This window comes from Alteromonas sp. ABV2_168 (genome assembly GCF_056161165.1).
Genome location: NZ_JBSWYQ010000009.1, coordinates 86,902 through 109,342, shown reverse-complemented (window position 1 = coordinate 109,342; position 22,441 = coordinate 86,902). Strand labels below are relative to the sequence as shown.

Annotated in this window: 17 protein-coding genes; all 17 read left to right on the top strand. The window is 49.9% G+C overall.

Annotation, left to right across the window (positions count from 1 at the left end; genetic code table 11):
- Position 1 precedes the first annotated feature (1 nt).
- Positions 2-730: a cell division protein FtsQ/DivIB gene (locus ACXAH4_RS14240; protein WP_474882351.1), complete on the top strand. Its 729-nt coding sequence runs from the start codon at positions 2-4 to the stop codon at positions 728-730.
- Positions 731-750: 20 nt separating this feature from the next.
- Positions 751-1,980 (top strand): cell division protein FtsA, encoded by a 1,230-nt coding sequence (gene ftsA, locus ACXAH4_RS14235; protein WP_119502184.1) that lies wholly within the window; start codon positions 751-753, stop codon positions 1,978-1,980.
- 110 nt (positions 1,981-2,090) lie between these two features.
- Entirely contained in the window at positions 2,091-3,254 is a 1,164-nt protein-coding gene (gene ftsZ, locus ACXAH4_RS14230) for a cell division protein FtsZ (protein ID WP_119502183.1), read from the top strand.
- A gap of 150 nt (positions 3,255-3,404) precedes the next feature.
- Positions 3,405-4,316 (top strand): UDP-3-O-acyl-N-acetylglucosamine deacetylase, encoded by a 912-nt coding sequence (gene lpxC / locus ACXAH4_RS14225; protein WP_474842934.1) that lies wholly within the window; start codon positions 3,405-3,407, stop codon positions 4,314-4,316.
- Positions 4,317-4,514: 198 nt separating this feature from the next.
- Positions 4,515-7,646: a ligand-binding sensor domain-containing protein gene (locus ACXAH4_RS14220; RefSeq protein ID WP_474882349.1), complete on the top strand. Its 3,132-nt coding sequence runs from the start codon at positions 4,515-4,517 to the stop codon at positions 7,644-7,646.
- A gap of 139 nt (positions 7,647-7,785) precedes the next feature.
- Positions 7,786-8,667 (top strand): M23 family metallopeptidase, encoded by an 882-nt coding sequence (locus ACXAH4_RS14215; protein WP_474882347.1) that lies wholly within the window; start codon positions 7,786-7,788, stop codon positions 8,665-8,667.
- A gap of 150 nt (positions 8,668-8,817) precedes the next feature.
- Positions 8,818-11,532, top strand: a complete 2,715-nt coding sequence (secA, locus tag ACXAH4_RS14210) for a preprotein translocase subunit SecA (RefSeq protein WP_119502179.1) — start codon at positions 8,818-8,820, stop codon at positions 11,530-11,532.
- The gene (mutT, locus tag ACXAH4_RS14205) at positions 11,532-11,915 is read left to right on the top strand and encodes an 8-oxo-dGTP diphosphatase MutT (RefSeq protein WP_474847685.1); all 384 of its coding nucleotides are present in this window, start codon (positions 11,532-11,534) and stop codon (positions 11,913-11,915) included. Before secA ends, mutT begins: the two co-directional genes overlap by 1 nt.
- 409 nt (positions 11,916-12,324) lie before the next feature.
- Positions 12,325-14,235: a methyl-accepting chemotaxis protein gene (locus ACXAH4_RS14200; protein ID WP_474847687.1), complete on the top strand. Its 1,911-nt coding sequence runs from the start codon at positions 12,325-12,327 to the stop codon at positions 14,233-14,235.
- 36 nt (positions 14,236-14,271) lie between these two features.
- Positions 14,272-15,801 carry a chemotaxis protein CheW gene (locus tag ACXAH4_RS14195; RefSeq protein ID WP_474882345.1) on the top strand — a complete coding sequence of 510 codons (1,530 nt, stop codon included), beginning with the start codon at positions 14,272-14,274 and terminating at the stop codon, positions 15,799-15,801.
- Between the two features lie 7 nt (positions 15,802-15,808).
- The gene (gene cheB, locus ACXAH4_RS14190; RefSeq protein ID WP_474882344.1) at positions 15,809-16,864 is read left to right on the top strand and encodes a chemotaxis-specific protein-glutamate methyltransferase CheB; all 1,056 of its coding nucleotides are present in this window, start codon (positions 15,809-15,811) and stop codon (positions 16,862-16,864) included.
- A gap of 9 nt (positions 16,865-16,873) precedes the next feature.
- Positions 16,874-17,503 carry a HEAT repeat domain-containing protein gene (locus tag ACXAH4_RS14185; RefSeq protein WP_474882342.1) on the top strand — a complete coding sequence of 210 codons (630 nt, stop codon included), beginning with the start codon at positions 16,874-16,876 and terminating at the stop codon, positions 17,501-17,503.
- Positions 17,500-18,372, top strand: a complete 873-nt coding sequence (locus tag ACXAH4_RS14180) for a CheR family methyltransferase (RefSeq protein ID WP_474847693.1) — start codon at positions 17,500-17,502, stop codon at positions 18,370-18,372. The genes ACXAH4_RS14185 and ACXAH4_RS14180 overlap by 4 nt, the downstream gene beginning before the upstream one ends.
- Positions 18,369-18,734: a response regulator gene (locus ACXAH4_RS14175; protein ID WP_119502172.1), complete on the top strand. Its 366-nt coding sequence runs from the start codon at positions 18,369-18,371 to the stop codon at positions 18,732-18,734. The genes ACXAH4_RS14180 and ACXAH4_RS14175 overlap by 4 nt, the downstream gene beginning before the upstream one ends.
- Before the next feature lie 5 nt (positions 18,735-18,739).
- Complete coding sequence (locus ACXAH4_RS14170; RefSeq protein ID WP_474882340.1) at positions 18,740-21,442, top strand: chemotaxis protein CheA; 2,703 nt, start codon at positions 18,740-18,742, stop codon at positions 21,440-21,442.
- Positions 21,433-21,693 carry a hypothetical protein gene (locus tag ACXAH4_RS14165; protein ID WP_474842911.1) on the top strand — a complete coding sequence of 87 codons (261 nt, stop codon included), beginning with the start codon at positions 21,433-21,435 and terminating at the stop codon, positions 21,691-21,693. The genes ACXAH4_RS14170 and ACXAH4_RS14165 overlap by 10 nt, the downstream gene beginning before the upstream one ends.
- A complete protein-coding gene (locus tag ACXAH4_RS14160; protein ID WP_474842909.1) occupies positions 21,690-22,433 on the top strand; it encodes a ParA family protein in 744 nt (247 codons plus the stop codon). Before ACXAH4_RS14165 ends, ACXAH4_RS14160 begins: the two co-directional genes overlap by 4 nt.
- Positions 22,434-22,441: the final 8 nt, after the last annotated feature.

The following is a 22,441-nucleotide window of genomic DNA, read 5'->3' as shown; positions in this document are numbered from 1 at the left end:
CATGACAAAGGCGAAGCACAAGAAGATTCAATTCTGGTCCGGCGTGGTATTTCTGCTCGCGGTCATTGGTGGTCTGATTGTGGGCGGCATTAAAATTCAGGATTACCTGCAGGATGCCCAGAGAGCACCGGTACAGGTGGTGGATTTTTCCGGCGAGTTCAGCCATGTGGATGTAACCAGGCTGGAGCGTCTGATCCGCAAGTCACAACCGGGAAGTTTTTTCTCGCTGGACGTCAATGAAGTTTACAAGCTGGTGGAAGCCCAGCCATGGATTTATCGCGCATCGGTACGTAAGCAATGGCCAAATACGTTAAAGATTTATCTGGTCGAGCAAAAGCCGGTGGCGCAGTGGAACGATGACTTTTTGCTGAATCCCTACGGGGATACCTTCAGCGCCAGTGTGGACGACATGACGCTGCCCAGACTTTTCGGGCCGGGCGGCAGTGAAAAAACCGCGCTGGAGGGCTACAACGCCATGCAGTCATTGTTGGCTACCACTGCCATGCCTATCGCAGAGCTGACGTTAAGCGAGCGGTTTGCCTGGCAGATTCAGCTGGCCAATGGCATTGAGCTGAATCTGGGCAGACAGGAATTTATAGATCGGTTGCAACGGTTCATCGATGTGTATCCGTTGCTGACGAAGCAACCTAAAGCGGTGAAGTATGTGGATTTACGCTACGACACCGGGCTGGCAGTCGGCTGGCAGGATGCACAAGACGAAAAAAGTTAATGAGAGAGTTTAGGAATACCATGTCAAAACCTGCTGAACGCAACCTGATTGTCGGACTGGATATCGGTACCAGCCAGGTGAAAGCCGTTGTCGGCGAATTACTGGCCGATGACCAGATCAGCATTGTTGGTGTAGGCACGCATGCTGCGCAGGGTATGGATAAAGGTGGCGTAAACGATCTCAACCTTGTAGTGAAATCTGTACAACGAGCAGTCAGTGAAATGGAACTGATGGCCGATTGTCAGGTTTCATCCGTATTCATGTCCATTTCCGGCCGTCATGTGAAGTGCCAGAACGAAAGTGGCATGGTACCGATCAACAACCAGGAAGTGACACAGGAAGACGTGGATAACGTGATTCATGCAGCGCGCTCGGTGCCTATTGCGTCAGAACGCCGCCTGCTTCATGTGCTGCCGCAGGAATTTACGATTGATGTGCAGGAAGGGATTAAGAATCCCGTTGGCATGTCCGGCGTCCGTATGGAAGCTGAAGCCCATATCATCACCTGTGCCGATGATATGGCAAAAAATCTGGTTAAGTGTATCGAGCGTTGTGATTTGAGCTCAGATCAGCTTATTTTCTCTGCTCTGGCATCCAGTTATGCTGTATTAACTGATGACGAACGTGAATTAGGCGTTTGTGTGGTGGATATCGGTGGTGGCACCATGGATATCGTTATTTACACCGACGGCGCAATTCGTCACACTGCTGTGATCCCTGTGGCGGGGAACCAGATAACCAGTGATATTGCCAAGATTTTCCGCACTCCTATCAGTAATGCGGAAGAGATCAAGGTGAATTATGCCTGTGCGCTGAAAGACATGGTCAGTATGGAAGAGAATATCGAGGTGCCCAGTGTGGGCGGTCGTCCTGCCAGAGCCATGTCCAGACACACCCTGGCAGAGGTGATTGAACCTCGTTATCAGGAATTATTTGAGCTGGTGCATAAAGAGATCCGTGCCAGCGGTTTTGAAGAACAAATTGCAGCAGGCCTGGTTCTGACCGGCGGTACCGCCAAGATGGAAGGGGCTGTTGAATTTGCGGAAGAAATCTTCCAGATGCCTGTGAGAGTGGGCAAACCAATAAATATGCGCGGGTTATCGGAATATACCGATGACGCAAGTTTTGCAACTGTGGTGGGCTTGCTCCACTACGGCAAAATGCAAAGTGATAATAAAAAATCCAGTAAGCAGAAGTCCGGCGAAAGTTTCTTTCAACGGGTGCAAAGCTGGTTTAAAGGTGAATTTTAATTTTATTTTGGGGGCGCTAAGACTACGGCATACGGTCGCACGGAGGCATCCGACCGGCGTAACTATGACCTGGCTTAGTGTTGTAAGACGTACCAATCCGGAGAGTAAGTATGTTTGAGTTAATGGATAGCCACGGCGAAGAAGCCGTAATCAAAGTTATCGGCGTCGGTGGTGGCGGTGGTAATGCTGTAGAACACATGGTGGCACAGAATATTGAAGGCGTAGAGTTCATCGCGGTGAACACTGACGCTCAGGTATTGCGCAGCTCTAGCGCAGACGTGACACTGCAAATCGGTTCATCGCTGACGAAAGGTCTCGGTGCCGGAGCTGATCCGAATATCGGCCGTGAAGCCGCTCAGGAAGATCGCGAAACCATCCGTCAGGCTTTAGACGGCGCTGACATGGTGTTTATCACTGCCGGTATGGGCGGTGGTACAGGTACAGGTGCTGCGCCTGAAGTTGCCAGAATTGCCCGCGAAATGGGAATCCTGACGGTTGCTGTAGTGACCAAGCCTTTCCCGTTTGAAGGTAAAAAGCGTACTGCTTTTGCTGAACAGGGTATCGTTGAGTTAGCGAAAAACGTTGATTCACTGATCACCATTCCAAACGAAAAGTTGCTTAAAGTGATGGGCCCGGGCACGCCGCTTCTGCAAGCTTTCAGCGAAGCCAACAACGTACTCAATGGTGCGGTGCAGGGTATTGCTGAACTGATCACCCGTCCAGGTCTGATCAACGTTGACTTCGCTGACGTGAAAACCGTGATGTCTGAAATGGGTACTGCGATGATGGGTAACGGTGTTGCATCCGGTGCAGACCGTGCTGAAGAAGCTGCAGAAGCAGCTATCGCCTGTCCGCTGCTTGAAGACATCGATCTGTCCGGTGCACGGGGTATTCTGGTGAATATCACTGCCGGCCCTGATTTCTCCATCGACGAATTCGAAACTGTGGGTAACGCCGTTAAAGCGTTTGCATCTGAAAATGCTACCGTGGTTGTGGGTACGGTTATCGATATGGAAATGGCCGACGAACTGCGTGTAACGGTTGTTGCAACCGGTATCGGCGCAGAGCGTAAGCCTGACATTTCACTGGTAAGTTCTGAAGGTTCCCGTTTATCCGGTGCTGCCCGCGAGTTCGGTACTTCAAGTACCAGCGAAGCCCGCGCTGTAGGCTCTACCGATGGTAACCAGGCACTGAAAGTAGAAAGTGAAGCACAGCCAAACAACGATTTAGAATATCTGGATATTCCGGCATTCTTGCGTAAACAGGCAGACTAAGCTGTTCATTTCGGGGAATTTTTCTCCGGAATTGTTGTCAATGTATAAGAAGTTGGTGTTTAACCAAGGTCGAGTGTGACAGAAATTTGACAAAATAAACTTTTGTCTATATACTACGCGACCGCTTTTTGAACAGGTAAAAGCAACGAAATGATTAGACAACGTACAATCAAACAATCGGTACAAGAGACCGGTATTGGTTTACATAAAGGGGAAAAGGTCACCATGACTCTCCGGCCTGCGCCTGCGAACACAGGAATTGTGTTCCGACGCATTGACCTGGAACCCTATGTGGATATCCATGCGCGTGCAAACGCGGTGGGTAACACCATGCTGTGTACGTGTGTAAACAATGAAGATGGTGTCAGTATCCACACTGTGGAACACCTTGCTTCAGCGTTAGCTGGTCTGGGCATTGACAACATTATTGTTGAAGTAGACAGCAACGAACTGCCGATTATGGATGGCAGCGCCAGCCCGTTCGTTTTCTTACTGCAATCTGCAGGTATTGAAGAGCTGAATGCGCCTAAGCGTTTTATCCGTATCACGAAGACAGTGCGGGTTGAAGACGGAGACAAGTGGGCCGAGTTACGTCCTTACGATGGTTTCCGCGTGGATTTCCGTATCGATTTCGATCATCCTGTGATTAGTCAGACTAATCAGCATATGGTGATGGATTTTGACAGTTGTTCGTATGTAAAAGAAGTCAGCCGTGCGCGGACATTCGGTTTCATGCGCGACCTTGAGTACATGAACGCGAACAATCTGGCACTGGGTGGCAGCATGGAAAATGCTGTTGCTCTGGACGAGTTCCGTATTCTGAACCCTGAAGGTTTGCGTTATGATGACGAATTCCTGAAGCATAAGGTTCTGGACGCAGTGGGCGACCTTTATATGGGTGGCCACAGCATCATTGGTGAACTGGCAGCCTATAAAACCGGTCATGGTCTTAACAACAAACTGTTGAATGCTGTGCTGGAGCAGAAAGATTGCTGGGAATACATCACTTATGAAAACCAGGATGAGATGCCCATCCGGTATGCAGAGCCCGTCATAGCATAGAAAAATCTTGTTTGAAAACCGCCTTTTACAGGCGGTTTTTTTGTACCTGATGTAAATTTTTAATACCAAAACTGTCCAAAAGATTAATCACTTCAAAGGGAAGTGAACTATCCTTAGTGGTAAACTCTCCATATAAACAGGCAACGATCTGTTGTACGCGCAATTCATGTTTTTACTTTCGGGGAATGAACACTGTCTATGAGCACTCAGGGTTGTCCCGCTATTCTTTCAACGCATCAAGGCCGGATTGAGCCGGTATTTGTCCGCTGCCTGCCAGATTTACTGTTTTTTTATGCATTGGTATTCCTGTTTCTTTTCCCTGCGGACGTAATTGCAGCTCCCGTCGCTAACGAAACGCCGGCGACTATTCCTTACAGTCAGTATCATCAGCGTATCTGGGATACCCGTAACAATATGCCTCAGGTCTCTGCCATCAGTATTGCTGAAGACAATACCGGCTTTATATGGGTAGCCACAGAGGGAGGACTGGCGAGGTTTGATGGCAACCGGTTCCGTATCTTTGATGGCAGAACATCTCCACTGTTTTCCGATCCTATCCTGCGAAAAGTCTTTGTGACACCGGATGACAGGTTGTTTGTCGGTACATCAAATCACTTGCTCAAAATGGAAGACGGGCAAATAGAAGAAGTGCTGCTTGACGGGAAGTCTCTGGGAGCAATTAACGATATTATCTGGTTTAACGGATATCTTTACGCTGCCGGAGAGGGTCTTTTCCGGGTCTCAGCAAATGGTGACCATGTAAACCGCCTGGCAGGGGAAGCAGGGCATATCCGAACTCTCGCCACGGATCAACATCGCCTCTGGATTGGCTCAAGTACCGGACTGAGTTATCTGGATGGGGAACACATCAGCCAGTCAGTGCCCGCAAGCGGGCTGCCATCCGGCGCGCACATTATTCACCTTGCGCAGTATCGCGAGCAGCTTCTGGTGGGGACGTCTGAAGGTCTTTTCATTGCCAGCGACAGTGACAAACTCAGGACGTATGAAACCACGTCCGGCGTAATTAACGATCCTATTGAGATGTTATTTGCTGACAGTAAGGGCAACCTCTGGATAGGCGGTAAGCAACGTCTTCTTCAACTTACCGGCCATACTCTGGTAGAAGAAGTTACCGAAATTAAAGGCAGAACGTCTCCCTGGTTTGTGTCTGCCTTCGAAGACAGAGCGGGCAACCTTTGGTTTGGAAGCCGCACTCACGGTCTGCAGCGTTTGCGCTATGACGGAACATCCAGTCTGGGTAAAAAAGCCGGGCTAGATGAACCCTATGTCTGGACTTTTGGCAAGCAGAGGGACGGGATTCTTACCGGCACGAATGCCGGGCTCTATTTGCTGAAAAATCATCAATTCACGCCTTTAATACAGGATGCCAGGTTGCCTAATCATGTGGTCTATTCAATATTAACGGCCACAGACAATACGCTATGGCTGGGAACACGCAGTGGTCTTGTGCATCTTGATGAAAACTACCAGGTGTTACAGCGGTTCCCGCAACTTGATGGCATGCAAATTAACGGCATTGAAGAGTTTCCTGGCGGCGATGTGCTGGTGGCCTCTACAGGCGGATTGTTTCGCTGGGATCAGGAAACGCTGCAAAAAGTTTCGTTTAGTAACGGTGAAGAGATTGGTAATACCCGCTTTGTGTTTGCAGACAACACAGGCGATATCTGGGCGGGCACCACCGGCGGCCTTATCCACCTGAACGGCAAGGGTGAGCGGATACCTGTCAATGATGACATTCTCAACACAGTGTCAATTGCCTATATCGGACAACTCAAAGACGGCCGTATGCTGGTCGGGACTTTTCAGTCCGGCTTTGCGGTTCAGCAGCAGTCTGGCTGGTACTGGCCGGATGAACGTCAGCTACCGGCATCCGGCGTGATGTTTATGGCTGAACAAGACGACAATCTGGTCATTTCCAGCCTGAAAGGTGTGTATCAGATAAGTAAGCATTCACTTGAAGCCGGAGCGCCGGTGGAGGTGTCTATGCTTGTGGACGATTATGGCCCGGAGTCCGACACTGACGGGATCCGCTGCTGTAACGGGGCGGGGAATGCGAAAGGTCTTGTTGAAGGCAATATACTTTATCTGCCCACACTCAACGGAGTGGCAACCATTGATTTAACTCTGAGTGCGATTAACCGCAGAGGACTGGTGCCGGAAGTCGATGAAATCATTGTGCAGGGTGAATCCGTGACAAAGTCGGGGGCTTTACTCCCTGAGGGGGAGCGGAATCTTCAGATCAATTACACCAGCCCCCGATTTTACCGTAACAGTGCACTGGAATTCCGTTACCGCCTGAACGGGTACGACCGTGACTGGATCAACGCCGGAAACAGGCGGGAAGCGTTTTACACGAATTTACCCCCGGGCGATTATACATTTGAAGTGGAAGCCCGCCTGAAAGAGTGGAATGCCTGGGGAGAGCCTGCCTTTTTCCGTTTTTCCATGCCGCCCTTCTGGTACGAACAACAATGGATGCGACTGGTATTTGTGTTGCTCGCTGTCCTCGCTTTCTGGGCGGTATACCACATCAGAACCCGCCGGCTGGAGCGCGCCAGACTGCAATTGGAGGCAATGGTAACTGCGCGCACCGCGGAGCTTGATAAAGCAAACAAGCAGTTGGCTGAAGCCAACGAACAATTGCAGCAGGCAAGCCTGACCGACTCCCTGACCCGGCTTAACAACCGTCGCTATCTCGATACCTTTATCGATAAAATCCTTGCGAAGGCTGCCCGCCAGCAACGGGGGGTATTTTGTATCATTCTCGATATCGATAATTTCAAAGTCCTGAACGACGAATTAGGCCATGCTGTCGGAGACGATATTCTGGTTAAATTCGCAGATATTTTGCGCAGGGAAGTGCGCAGTGCCGATCACGTTATCCGCTGGGGCGGCGAAGAGTTTTTGATTGTGCTGGATGCAGGCATTTCCGTAAGTGAATTTATCGGACGCCTGATGTGTTCTATGGAGCTGACGCGCTGGCCTCACCAACAAAGGCTCAGTTCGCCGCCTACCTGCTCTGTTGGCGTATGTTACCATCCGCCCGGCGGGGAGGCTGGCTGGACATGGTCTCACACCCTTATCCTGGCTGATAAAGCAATGTACATGGTTAAGCGGTGCGGGAAAGAAGGCTGGCTTCAGTTACAGCCGCAGCAACCAGTGGCAGAAGATTTACCGGAAAAAGTCACTAAACAAAAGCCGGAGATGCTGGTTAACAGTAACCGTTTCCACATGGAAGGTTCACCGCATATTCTCGCGGCGCTGAGTAGCCTGAAGAATAATATTTTTCCGTTACGGGAGAGAAAGTAGTCATCCTCCGTGTATTTTGTCGTCAATTCTGCTTACCTTGTCTTACGGGGTATGAAAAAAACGCACTGAGTATCTGATTGTGGTTTGTTCATTTGCATTAACAGCGGTAAACTAGTCCGGATTTTATTAAGAGTGCCCGATGAAACTAACGATAACCTTTATTGGTAAGCAGAAGCGATACAGGAAAAGCATCAGTGTGAGAACACTGGTGAGTTTTACCGTACTCTCGTCGTTATTCATGTTAGTTTCCAGCCGTTCCACTGATTCCGTTTCCGAAGATATTGCCAGAATTAAGCTTGCTCAGGTCGCTAATGAAGCCGGAGGTGCAGAAGTTGATGCACTGGCTGCCAGCACACGTCAGCAATTACAAATTCTGGCAGAGCGTCTTGCTGAAATGGATGCGACGGTGTCGCAACTTGATGAAAAAGGCAAATTAATTGCCGCTGAATTTGGGATGAAGGCAGAAGATTTAGACGCCTTTGACCCCGGCTCTTCGCCAAAAGACGTGGATAATGAACCCCTGATGGAACAAATCGCCGCTTTACAGCAGACTGTGTCTGCGAAAAAACAGCAGCTGGCGATGCTTGAAAGTCTTGTCCGGGGGCATCATATCCATGAACAGAGTCAATTATCTGGCCGGCCAATAGCGTCGGGATGGTTGTCTTCTTATTACGGCATGCGCGCAGATCCTTTTACCGGCAATCCAGCAATGCACAAAGGGCTGGACTTTGCGGGTAAATCTGGTGATGACGTTGTTTCCACTGCTGCAGGCATCGTGACCTGGGCAGGAGAACGTCACGGTTATGGCTTACTGATAGAAATCGATCATGGTGATGGAATGGTGACCCGGTACGGGCACAATCAGGCACTATCGGTTGCTATCGGTGACGTTGTAACAAAAGGTCAGACTATCGCAGTGATGGGTAGTACCGGCCGCTCCACAGGTGCTCATGTTCACTACGAAGTAATAAGAAACGGGCAACAAATCGATCCTCTGCCGTACGTTACCAAAAGACGTTAAGCAGCAGCCAGAAAAGGTTTACTCCGGTAAACCAGCACAAACAGATAGGGTGACAACCATGCACATGATGTGCGCGGCGTCATTTATTTTAAATCTACGAGCCCACCGGGATGCCGGAACTCGTAAAAAAGTAGTGGAATCATCAACCAAATGTTTGCAAGCATCCTGAGGAAAGTATTCGGTAGCCGTAACGACCGTCTCATAAAAAAACTAAAAAAGAACGTCGATGCCATCAACGCATTGGAAAAGGAATACGAAGCGTTAAGCGATGAGCAGCTAAAGGCGAAAACTGCCGAACTCAGAGCTCGTTTGGAAAAAGGTGAAACCCCGGAAGATATCCTTAACGATGCCTTTGCCACCGTACGTGAAGCCAGTAAGCGCGTTTACGGTATGCGTCACTTCGACGTACAGATGATTGGTGGTATGGTACTGCACACAGGTAAAATTGCAGAAATGCGTACCGGTGAAGGTAAAACCCTTACCGCGACCTTACCTACTTACCTGAATGCACTGACCGCTAAAGGTGTCCACGTTATTACCGTGAACGATTACCTGGCCCGCCGTGATGCCGACTGGTCCCGCGAATTGTTTGAATTCTTAGGCATGACAGTAGGGTGTAATGTGCCCGGCATGTCACCGGATATGAAGCGTGAGGCCTACAACGCCGACGTTACTTACGGAACGAACAACGAATTTGGTTTTGATTACCTCCGTGACAATATGGCCTTCAGCCCGCAGGATCGCGTTCAGCGCCCGTTGCACTACGCGGTAGTGGATGAGGTTGACTCTATTCTTATTGATGAGGCAAGAACGCCGCTTATTATTTCCGGTGCAGCCGAGGACAGCTCTCACCTGTACAGAGCGATCAATACGGTGATACCTGAGCTGGTTCAGCAGGAAAAAGAAGACGAAGAAGGGCAGGAAGGCGACGGCGATTACACCGTTGATGAGAAAGCCCGTCAGATTCACCTGACCGAACGGGGTCAAATCCACGTTGAAGAAATTCTGCAACGTAACGGTATTTTGCCGGAAGGAGAATCACTGTTTGCTGCCGGTAATATTTCTCTGCTTCACCATATTAATGCGGCATTGCGTGCCCACAAATTATTCCAGAAAGATGTGGATTACATCGTAAAAGACGATCAAATCGTTATTGTTGATGAGCACACGGGCCGCACAATGGAGGGCCGTCGCTGGTCTGAGGGCCTGCACCAGGCGGTAGAAGCCAAAGAAGGCGTAAAGATCCAGAACGAGAACCAGACTCTGGCATCGATTACCTTCCAGAACTATTTCCGTTTATACGATAAACTTGCCGGTATGACTGGTACTGCCGATACCGAAGCATTTGAATTCCAGTCTATTTACGGACTGGAAACCGTGGTTATTCCGACTAACCGTCCAATGGCCCGTAAAGATATGGCCGACCTGATTTATCTGACTGCACAGGAAAAATACGACGCCATTGTGGCTGACATCCGTGTTGCAGTGAAAAAAGGTCAGCCGGTACTGGTCGGTACGGTGTCTATCGAAAACTCTGAACTGCTGTCCCGCTTTCTGAAGAAAGAAAAAGTGCCGCATAAAGTGCTGAACGCCAAGTTCCACGAACAGGAAGCGGATATTATCGCTCAGGCCGGCCGTCCCGGCGCTGTTACCATCGCGACTAACATGGCCGGTCGTGGTACAGATATTGTGCTTGGCGGTAACTGGAAAGCCGAAGCTGAGAAACTGGAAAACCCTACTGAAGCGCAACTTAAGAAACTGAAAGATGAATGGGAAGCGCTGCATCAGCAAGTACTCGATGCCGGTGGTTTGCATATCATTGGTACCGAGCGTCACGAATCACGCCGTATTGACAACCAGTTACGTGGTCGTGCCGGCCGTCAGGGCGATCCCGGTTCCAGCCGTTTCTACCTGTCGCTGGATGATGCACTGATGCGTATCTTCGCGTCTGAGAAAATGGCTGGCATGATGAAGCGCCTGGGCATGGAGCATGGCGAAGCCATTGAGCACCCGTGGGTAACCCGCGCAATTGAAAACGCCCAGCGTAAAGTGGAAGGCCGTAACTTCGATATCCGTAAGCAGTTGCTGGAATACGATGACGTGGCTAATGATCAACGTAAGGTCATTTACGAGCAGCGTAATGAACTGCTGGACGAAGGCGATATCAGCGAAACGATTAAAGCTATCCGTGTAGACGTGGTGAATGGCGTAGTTGATGAGTACATTCCTCCCCAGTCACTAGAAGAAATGTGGGATGTGCCGGGCCTGGAAGAGCGACTTAAAGCAGACTTTAAAGTCGACCTGCCTGTGCAGAAATGGCTTGATAGCGATGATAAGCTGTACGAAGAAAAACTCCGTGAGCGTGTTCTGACAGAAATCGAAGGCGCTTATCAGGAAAAAGAAAATGCAGTAGGCCCGGATGTACTGCGTCAGTTTGAAAAAGCGATCATGCTACAGAACCTCGACAGTCACTGGAAAGAGCATCTGGCCGCTATGGACCACCTTCGTCAGGGTATTCACCTGCGTGGTTACGCCCAGAAGAATCCTAAGCAGGAATATAAGCGTGAATCCTTTGAACTCTTCTCGGGTATGCTTGAAGCATTGAAAGTGGAAGTTATCACCATCTTGAGCCGTGTGCAGGTAAAAGCTGAATCTGACGTGGAAAAGGTGGAAGAGCAGCGTCGTCAGGCTGACGATGTGCCTAAGAACTTTAATCATGAAGAGGCACCTGAACAGGCACCGGAGGCCGATGGCCAGTCAGGTATCCGTTCTGAAATGCGCCAGGGGCCTAAAGTAGGCCGTAACGACCCGTGCCCTTGCGGTTCTGGCAAAAAATACAAACAGTGCCACGGTAAACTGTCTTAATGAAAGAAGTGCATGTAGCCGTAGGTGTAGTACTTCGTGACGGGCTCGTTTATATCTGTAAGCGGCCCGACGACAAACATCAGGGCGGAAAGTGGGAGTTTCCCGGTGGTAAAGTGGATGCCGGCGAAACGGTGACTCAGGCACTGGCCCGCGAGCTTAAGGAAGAGATTGGTATTGATATACAAACCAGTCAGCCACTGACTGTTATCGGTCACGATTACGGAGATAAGCGGGTACTGCTTGATGTTCATACAGTCACGGACTTCGCCGGTGAACCTGCCGGTCTGGAAGGACAACAGGGCAAGTGGCTTAAGCTTTGTGCACTGGAGCCTGAAGATTTTCCCGCGGCGAATGTAGCGATCATAGAAAAGCTACAGGGCTGAACTCAGTCAACGTATTATTTAAAATCAGAAACCCCGGCCATGAAAAGCCGGGGTTTCTTACATTTATAATCTGCTATTTCATTACAACCATGTAATGTTTGAAATAAATACAAAAAAAGTCCGGTATTATTATCTGACTACGCCAAAAGGCTAGATTGACAGATATCCAGCAGCGCCCGGCCTTTTTAGTTACATCCTAAGTTATTGAGATCTTATACCTAAATGTATTTATTGTGACATTTGTGTATAAGGCGACAAAGATGCACTTATGGGGAGATCCCCCCACAACCAGATTCCCTCCCATACCAAGGTATCCTGTTTTATACCTAAATTTTTTCTGCCTGCTCTAAACATTTACTAAACGCGCTGTTAAGCAATCGTTCATTCATAGTAAATTCCGAGGTTTTCCATGGCACTGAAAAAAAGTACTGAGGCCAGCCCGGCCACACCGGCCGTAAGAGTAGACGCGAAACTACGCAGAGAAGCAGAAGAGCAGCGAAAAAAAGCCCGCACGCTCGCCAGACAACAACAAGCTGCCGAACGGGTAGCGACCGCGACGGCTGAACTGGCCAGTGGCATCAGTCAGTCTGCCAGCGCGACGGACCAGCTTGGTACTGCCATCAATGAAATTGCTGCCGGTGCAGAAGAGTCTAGTAGTGCGAGTCAGGAGAGTCTGGCGGCGATCACCCAGATATCTTCATCACTTAAATCTCAGCTCACCTTATCCGGTCAGACCCTGGACAAAACCAATCTGTTACAGACCTTTGTAGACCGTGTAATGGGTAACCTCGGCAATATGATGGACAGTGTAAAGACTGCGTCCGAGCACCAGTCGCGCTCTGTAGTCATGATGAGCGAACTGGAACAGCAAGCGTCTAATATTGGTGAGGCTGTTAAGCAGGTAACCCGCATTGCCGACCAGACCAACTTACTTGCATTAAATGCAGCAATCGAAGCCGGACGCGCCGGTAAACACGGTAAAGGCTTTGCCGTTGTGGCTGATACAGTACGTGCTCTGGCTGAAGTATCGGACAAGAGCGCTGCCGACATCGCCATGCAAATCGAGCAAATTCAGCAGCAGTCAAATCAGGTTTCTGACGCAGTAAAACAATCATCGCAAGCCGCGTTGGAAGAAGTGACAAAAGGCGAAGCGGTAACCAGTCAACTGGCCAAAATCAAAGAAGATATGCAGATCATTGCTAACGGCTCTGAATCATTGCAGACCAAAATCCGCGAAATGGATAATGCCGCAAAAGAAATCCAGGCAGGGTCTGAAGCCATTTCCTGTGCTGCTGACGAACAGTCTTCTGCTGCCCAGGAAGTGTCCAGTAACATTTCAGAGCAAAGTAGCGCTCTGTCACAAGCTGAGCAGGCTGCCCAGTCTCTGGAAATTATTACTGAAGAGCTTAAAAATAGCACCGACATCAATAAAAGCGCGGAAGAAGTAGCGTCCTCGGCAGAAGAGTTATCTGCAAGCATGGAGGAAATCAGCCGCTCAACCACAGAAATATCCACGGCTCTGAATCAGATTAACAACGGTGCGCAACAGGCAGCATCAGCGGTTGATCAGGCGGTGAGTAATATTGACACCCTCCGCGATGGTGTGGCGGAAGCCTCTGCTCAGTCTGAAAACGCGCTTACCCGTGGAGAGGCAATAACAGAACTGCTGAAAGAGAACCGCGCACTTATTGAAGAAATGGTGGAAGGTATCAATACCGCACTGGAAACCAGCAAATTAAACGTATCAGCCATTACTGATATGGAATCAATGACCCGCACTATCGACAAAGTTATCGATACCATCACCACCGTGTCAGTGAAAACCAGCATGCTTGCCGTTAACGGTGCTGTGGAAGCAGCACGGGCGGGTGAATATGGAAAAGGATTTGCCGTGGTATCTGCCGATATTCAAAGCCTTGCCGATGAGGCCGCTGAGAATGTTGAACAAATCAAAGATCTCATCAAAGCCATTCAGGATCAGACACAGAACGTAAAAACTGACCTGACCAACGTGGCAGAAAGTGCCTACCGTGAAGTGCAAAAAGCAAAGCAAACCACTGAAGACATCGCCGGTATAGCAACCGATATGGCAGAAGTGCTTTCTTACAACAAGGAAATGCAGCAAGCCGGCGAAGAAATTGCAGCCGCTGTAGCCCAGGCGCAGAAGGGCCTGGAGCAAATTGCCGCAGCGAATGAGCAGGCCAGCAGTAACTGTCAGCAGGCATTGTCTGCCGCAGAACAGCAGAGCAAAGGTGTGGAAATTCTTGCCCGCTCTATTGAGGAAATTTCCTCTGTCGCTGATGAAATGCAAAACAGCTAAGGCCGGTTGATTCAGAGTTAAAGGTGAGGTGAGACCATGCAAGAAATGGAAACTCAGGAAATTACCGCAACAGACACCGAGCTGCAGTTTGTTTCTTTCCAGATTGGAAAAGAGAAATTTGCATTTCCCATGCAGTCTGTTGGCGAAATTATACGTGTACCTGTGATGGTAGGTGTCCCGCTGGGGCCCCACCAGATGATGGGGCTGGCAAACCTGCGGGGTAATGTACTGCCGGTTTACGATTTACGGGCTATTTTGCTGTCGTGTACAGCAGAGCAAACAGAAACGTCCCGTGTTGTCGTTGTGGAGTCAACGTTAGGTATGACGGGCTTTTTGGTCGACAAAGTAAACCGTGTTTACAGCGTACCGAAAGACACCGTGGTAAATGACAAGCAAGGCGATTCGTCAATTTCTTACGACTACCTGCAAGGGTTAATTAAGCAAAAGAACGAACCGCTGGAGCAGATCCTCAATGTTGAAAATCTGGTGCAGTCACAGTTAACCGTCAGCCATAAAAAAGACGGTTCCGGCCTGCAACTCCAGCAAAACCGCACTGGCTCGCAAGACAACAACAATGAAGCCGAAGATGATTTGCAACAACTGGTGTGCTTCTCCATAGCCGGACAAGAATTTGCTTTTTATCTCCATGATGTGGGCGAGATTGTGCGGGTGCCCGACGACATATCCGCCTTACCTGACAGCAATCCTTCGGTACTGGGGCTGGTAAATCTGCGGGGACGGATTATTCCCATCGTGGATCTGGCCATGAATCTTGGTATGCAGCCCTGCGAAATGAACGATGCTACCCGCATCATCATTGTTAACTGCAGCGACAGCAGTCAGTCCGCTGTGGGCTTTGTGGTCGCGAAAGTCAGCAATGTGGTGAGTATATCGCCGACTGCGCTGGAGCCTGTGCCGTCTGTGTGTAACGACGGCTATACCGATGGCGCGCTGGAAGCAGTGTACCGTGTGGAAGGCACAAAGCGACTCATTTCTATCGTTAACTTGCACAGCGTTTTCCAACGCTCCCTAAGCCAGGCGCTGAGCCAGGTTGATTTACAAGATGAGGTTTCTGATATGGCTAATCAGGACGAAGGGGTGCTGACCGAAGAAGACTATGCCCAATACGTGATCTTCTCCATTGCCGGTCAGGAGTACGGGGTAAGCATCGAAGATACCCAGGAAATAACACGCATTCCCGACAAGTTGGAAAGCGTGCCCAATACACCGGACTACCTGCAAGGCATTGTCAATCTGCGGGGCACGGTACTGCCTGTGATTGATTTGCGTACCCGGCTTGGATTACCCAAAGCGGAAGCCACTGACCGGCAGCGTATTGTGGTGCTTACCCGCAATAAGCAAAAAACCGGCTTTATTGTGGATGGCGTTGCAGAAGTTAAAACCGTCATTAGCGATTCTATCGAAGATGCGCCTTCACTGTCTGATGAGCAAACCGAGCTGTTAAACAAGCTCATCAAGCTCAACAAAGAGCAGCGCATCATTCAGCTCATCGAGCCGTCGGTACTGCTGAACGACAACGATATTGCAAAAGTAAACGGGGGTTAACGGGAAGATGGCAGTCAAAGTATTAGTGGTAGATGACTCTGCCTTGATGCGGAAACTGTTCACACAGGTTTTCACTGCACGGGGCTATCAGGTTGATTCAGCCCGCGATGGCGAGGAAGCACTGACGAAATCAGCAGCTTTTAAACCTGATGTGATTACTTTAGATATCAACATGCCTGTAATGGACGGTCTGACCTGTCTCAGTCTGCTAAGAAAGTTTCACCAGTGTCCGGTGCTGATGCTGTCATCGCTGACACAGAAAGGTGCGCTGGTGACACTGGAAGCGCTGGCACTGGGAGCGGCGGACTTTGTCCTGAAGCCCGGCGGAACGGTAAGTGCGGATATCAGCGACATTGAAGATGAGCTGATTTCCAAAATTGAAGCCCTTACCGCAAACGTCAGGCGAACGGCAGCACCGTCAAAGCCCGTGCACACGCAACAGCAAACGGCAGCGGTAAAAGCAACGGCAGCGCCGGTAAAAAGCAGCAAGGTTCAGGTGGTGATGATTGGTGTATCCACCGGTGGCCCGCGCAAACTTGAGCAGATTTTGTCTCAGTTGCCGGCCAGCTTTCCCTGCCCGGTAGTCGTGGCGCAGCATATGCCAAAAGCGTTTACCGCCGCACTGGCGAAAAGGTTGAATGATTTGTGCCCTCTTGAAGTGGTGGAAGTCAGCAGCCGTATGCCGGTGGAGACCGGCAAAGTATATATCGCAAAAGGGGATGCAGACCTGTCGTTCGTTAAAAACCAGAACACGGTGTTTGTCAGGCCCATACCGGCCAGCCCTAACTTCCTCTGGCACCCCAGCGTAGATCGTATGGTGGAGTCGGCACTGGGGTGTTTTGAGCCCAGACACATGCTGTGTGTCCAGCTTACCGGTATGGGGTGCGATGGCGTGGCTGCCATGTCGAAAGCCTACAGCAGAGGTGCTGTAACCATTGCGGAGAGTGAAGCAACCGCAACCGTATTTGGTATGCCGAAAGAACTTATTCAGGCGGGGAGCGCCAGTCACGTGCTTGACAGTCACGCCATCGCTCAACGTATTAATCATTTGTGCAAGCAATAGGAGTACGCCATGGGACTGAGAAAAAGCCGCGGAGAGTCTGCCAGCCAGGCTGACCGCAGACTAAATAGCAGAGACCTGGCGTCCCTTATTGACGATTTACAGGCGAGTTGTGCCGATGTCAGACGCTGGGCGGCAAGAGATCTGACGAACAATCTGGCAGCCCGGACTGCTTTGCTGGAGCAAATTGACATTGAGCACGAGCCCACCGTACTGGAGGCGTTATTCAGCGCTGTTGAAGGCATGTGTGACGAAGACATGGCCGGTGCGCTGCTTGAAAAGCTGAAGTCGGAAGATGCGCAGGTACGTAACGGGGCAATTGAGTTGCTGCAAAGCCAGCCGGTACTGTTCGCAGCCCATGTAAACGAACTTTTATGTGATGAAGACAGTGATGTACGGATTTTTGCCGTGGACGTTATCGGCGCTATTCGTCATCCGGATGCTGCAACGTGGTTGCACAACGTCGTGTTGAACGATAACAACATCAATGTGGTGGGTACCGCAGTAGATAAACTGTCAGAAATTGGCGATAGCGGAACGCTGGAGGTACTCGAAAAAGTATCTGCCCGTTTTCCCGGTGAAGCTTATATCCAGTTCGCGATTCAGTGTGTTCGGGATTCTGTTGCAGGAGAGGGTGTATGACCAGCATCCGGACAACGTCGCCGGCAGAGGATATCTCTGACGCTGACTTCGACCGGTTCCGCTCAATGTTCTACCGGAAAACCGGCATTTACTTCGAAGATTCCAAACGATACTTCGTTGATAAACGGTTGAAAGAGCGCATGAAGCAAACCGGCCATAATCTGTTTAAGAGTTACTTTACCTTCATGCGTTTTCAGGCGTCCGGAGAAGAGCTTCAAAGTCTTGTTAATGCCATGACGGTGAACGAAACCTACTTCTTCCGCGAGGAATACCAGTTCGAAACCATGTGCCGTCATTTAATGGATGATTTAGACAGCATGCGCCTGGCGGGTGAGGATCTAAGGATCTGGTCAGTACCCTCAAGCACAGGTGAAGAGCCTTATTCCATAGCAATTTACCTGCTTGAGTACTGGAAAGGACTGGATCACCGCGACGTGGAGATTGTGTCGTCTGATATCGATACCAGTGTACTTGAACATGCTAAACGAGGCATTTATTCCAAGCGGTCTGTTCAAAATATTCCGCTGACAGTCCGGCAGCGTTATTTCACTCAGAAGGGCAATGAGTTCCATTTGAGTCCCGACATTAAAGAGTCCGTGACTTTATGTCTGGCGAACATTCTTGGCGCTGAAGTGCCCGGCCGTTTCCGTTCATTCGACCTGATTTATTGTCGCAACCTGCTGATTTATTTTGACGACGATTCACGTCGTAAGGCAGCGCAGGTGTTATATGACGCACTCAAGCCCGGAGGATACATTTTCTTAGGCCATAGTGAGTCCATGAGCCGCATTTGCTCATTATTCAAAATTAAAAAGTTCGGTGACGTTATTGTTTACCAGAAGCCCGGGTTCGAGGGAGTCAGCAGATGAAAACTATCATGATTGTGGATGATGCCAATACTGTCCGCACCTACCACCGGATGATTGTTGCCAGCGCGCAACGCCATGTGGAAGAAGCAGAAAATGGCGTAGAAGCGCTCGAAAAGGCAATGGGTAAACAAATCGATCTGTTCATGGTTGATGTCAATATGCCGAAAATGGATGGCTACCGTCTGTGTCAGGAAATTCGCCGGGATGCAGGATTGAATCAGGTGCCTATTATTATGATAAGCACAGAATCTCAGGCTGCAGACGCGACCCGGGCATTCGACTGTGGTGCAAACTTCTATATGACCAAACCCGTGGACGGCACCACGTTAAATGACATGGTGTCACTGATGCTGGGAGAATAATCATTATGAGTGAGCTGTTAGATACATTCATCGGTGAATCCAGGGAAAATCTGGAATCTGCCAGCCAGGAGCTGCTGACCCTGCAAAACAGTGGCTATGACGCTAAAGCGGTCGATACGATTTTCCGTGATATTCACACTATCAAAGGTTCATCGGATCTGTTCGATATCAAGCCGCTGACCCGCCTTGCTCATGCCTCTGAAGATTTACTGGATTGTATGCGTGCCGGCGAAGTGTCTTTTACCGATGAACTTGGTGATGTGCTGTTAGAAGCATTCGATCAAATCAGTACATTTTTTGATGAGCTTGAGTCGGGAACCCATCAATTATCTCAGTGGGAAGAAACGTCCACCGGGCTTGCTGCCAGATTGCGTAGCTTTATGGAGCCGGCATCCGGCGGGACCAGTTCAGACACTGAACAAGGAGATAGCCATCTCAATGATAGCAGCGCATCTGATTCTCCGGCTACTGTTGCTCCTGTACCTGACAAAGCGGCTGCCTGGCTAAATGAGCTAAACGAAAAGTGCCGTATCAGCGCGTTTTTCAGTGCACTGGAAAGCGATGAAATGGTTCATGTTATCCGCTATACACCGGATGCAGACTGTTTCTTTCGTGGTGAAGATCCGTTTAACGTCAGTCTGGCAACCCCGGGGCTTATCTTTCACACTTTGTCCCGTAAAAATCATGTAGAAGGTCCTGAAGATGTTTTCCTTTGCCACCTGGACATTACAATCCTCTGTGTGGCCAGTTCAGCTTCACTGGCCGGGCACTTTGCGTATTACGAAGGCCAGTATGAACATGATGCCATTTCCGCAGCCAGCTTTTACTCATTATGTGAGCCGCTGCTGACCGGCTTCTTACAAAGTGATGATGCTGATGGTATCACCGAAGCGGCAGCGCTGGCAGACAACGAGCAAGTGGCCCGCATATGCAGCTTCCTGTGTGCTTCGCTGAATCCGGACTCCGTACACTGGCAAATCAGTGAAGGGCTTGAAAAACTCGCAGCAGGTGAGGCCCTGTCACGCTTCTGTGATATTGCCACTTCAGCCGGAGATGCTGCTTCTTTCGAAGAGCAGGCGCAGGCTGAAGCCAGTGATGCTTCAGGTAATGAGTCTGTCACTGTTGAAAATAACGCTGAGGCACCAGACTTAACGACAGATGACTCCGGTTGCGGAAATGGCGATGGATTATCGCCAAGTGCCCTTGCCATGCTTGAGCAGCAACAAGCCTTACTGGAACGCCTGGCGGCAGGGGAAGGCAATCCTGCATCGCTGGCGTCAGTGAACCTGGTTGTCAGCCGTGTACTGGGTGCAGATGTGATTGAACGGTCTGTTGAAGACTTGCTGTCTCTCATTGCCGGTGGACAGGTTGAAGTACCTCAGGCCGACACAGGCGAAGAAGAGGCTGACGCTGTAATGCCTGAGGCAACTGCTGCTAAGAAAACTGAACAAAACGTTCCTGTCGCTCCGGAGCCTGCTGCGGAAGAGGCGGCGCAGAGTACCGCTCCGGCTAAAACGGCAGAGCGTCAGGTACCACGTACGTTAAAAGTTAATCAGGAGAAAATTGATTACCTGATGGACTTGGTGGGCGAGCTGACAGTAGCGAAGAATTCTCTGCCTTATCTTGCCCGGCAGGCAGAAGAAGAAGGCGGCAGCAGAAAACTCAGCAAACAGATTAAGTCACACTTCACTATCGTGAACCGTCTTACCGAAGAGCTTCAAAGTGCTGTTCTGCAAATTCGTATGGTTCCGGTATCTCACGTGTTTCAGCGTTATCCCCGTCTGGTACGGGATCTGGCCCGCAAGCTTGATAAGAAGATTGAGCTTGAAATGCAGGGGGAAGACACGGAATTTGATAAGAATCTGATTGAGTCTTTGTCTGAGCCTTTAATCCACTTACTGAGAAACAGCATCGATCACGGTATCGAGTCCCCGGCTGACCGTCTCAGTGCGGGTAAAAGTGAAACCGGAAAAATTGAGCTCATTGCCACTCCCCAAGATGACAACGTGGTGATAGAAATCCGCGATGACGGTAAGGGCATTGATCCGGCGAAGATAAAAATGCTGGCTTACCAGAAAGGTGTAATCACTGAAGCGCAACTGGAATCGATAAACGATGACGAAGCACTGCAACTGATATTTGCACCCGGCTTTTCCACTTCCGAGCAGGTGTCTGATTTATCCGGTCGCGGTGTGGGAATGGATGCCGTGAAAACCATGGTTACTCAGGCTGGCGGTCATATTGAAATGCAGTCTGAAGTGGGTACCGGCACACGGTTCCGTCTTGTGTTGCCGCAAACCATGTCGGTTAACCGTGTGATGATGTTTGAAGTCAGCGACCAGATGTTCGGCGTCAGTATGGACAGCGTGGTGGAAACCGTAAAAGTGCGCCCTGAGGAAATCCAGCAAATCAAGAATCATCAGGTGCTGGTTATCCGCGACAAGCTGGTACCGCTTCATTGCCTGCGTGACTATCTGGGTTTTGCACCGGAAACGCAAAATACAGAAGAACAGTCTATTCTTGTAGTAAACACAGGCAATGGGGATATCGGTTTGGTTATCGATAAATTCCATGAGGGTATTGATGTTATCCAGAAGCCTCTTGAAGGTGTGATGGCGGGCTACGCCCACTTCAGCGGCACAGCCTTACTGGGTGACGGAAGGGTTCTGCTCATTATCAACATTCCGGAGTTACTGTCATGCCGATAATTTTCAAGCAAAAAGTTGCAGCACTCGACGGCAACTGTGAAATCGATTTAGCGGAAGAACTGGATCTCTGGCTGGCAGAGAATCCGAAAAGGCAGGTTAATCTGAAAAAGCTCACCCACGCCCATACCGCCCTGTATCAGGTTTTAATTAAACATCGGACCGGTATTTCTGTATGGCCTGAAGCGGGAGAGTGGGGCTGGCTTAAACGTGCCATTGATGCCGGTTTATATAACGCGGAGTCTCAGGCATGACAAAAGTGCTTGTGGTTGCAAACCGTAAAGGTGGTACAGCCAAAACAACGACAGTAGTGAATCTGGCTTACGCACTGAGCGAGAAAGGGGCGAAAGTGCTGGTGATTGACCTTGATAATCAGGGTCACATCGAACTGGGTTTCACTGCACAACCGGACTTACTCTCTGCACTTTCTCAACCGGCGTGGATGAGCGAATTCGAAGAGTTCAAAGGCGTGCTGGCATACAGCGACAGGATCCATCTGGCGCTGGCACATACCGACAGCGCCTTTGATGAATCCGCATATACCCTGAACCGGTTCAGTCAGTTGTTTGATGACGCAGGCGACGCCGGGCACTACGACATAATTCTGGTTGATACGCCGCCTACACTGGGGCCCCGGTTGTTATCAGCTCTTGCCGGCGCGCACCGCATTGTTATTCCGGCCGAGCCGACGCCACTGGCTTCTGATGGCGTAAACAAGCTGCTGAATGCGTGTATGAAAGCTATCAGAAATAAGCACTTCCGTGCCAGTGGCATTGATATTCTGCCTGTGATGGTGGATGGCAAATTACGCATACATCGTCAGACACTGGGTCTCTGGCAGGAGAAATTCGGAGCGGGCAGAATTTTGCCTGCTATTCGTCGCAACGTGAAACTGGCGGAAGCATTCGCAGTACATCAGCCAGTCAGCGAATATGCGCCACTTTCCGCAGGAGCGAAAGACTATCGCTCTTTATGCGACAGTCTTTTCTCATAGAAACGAGG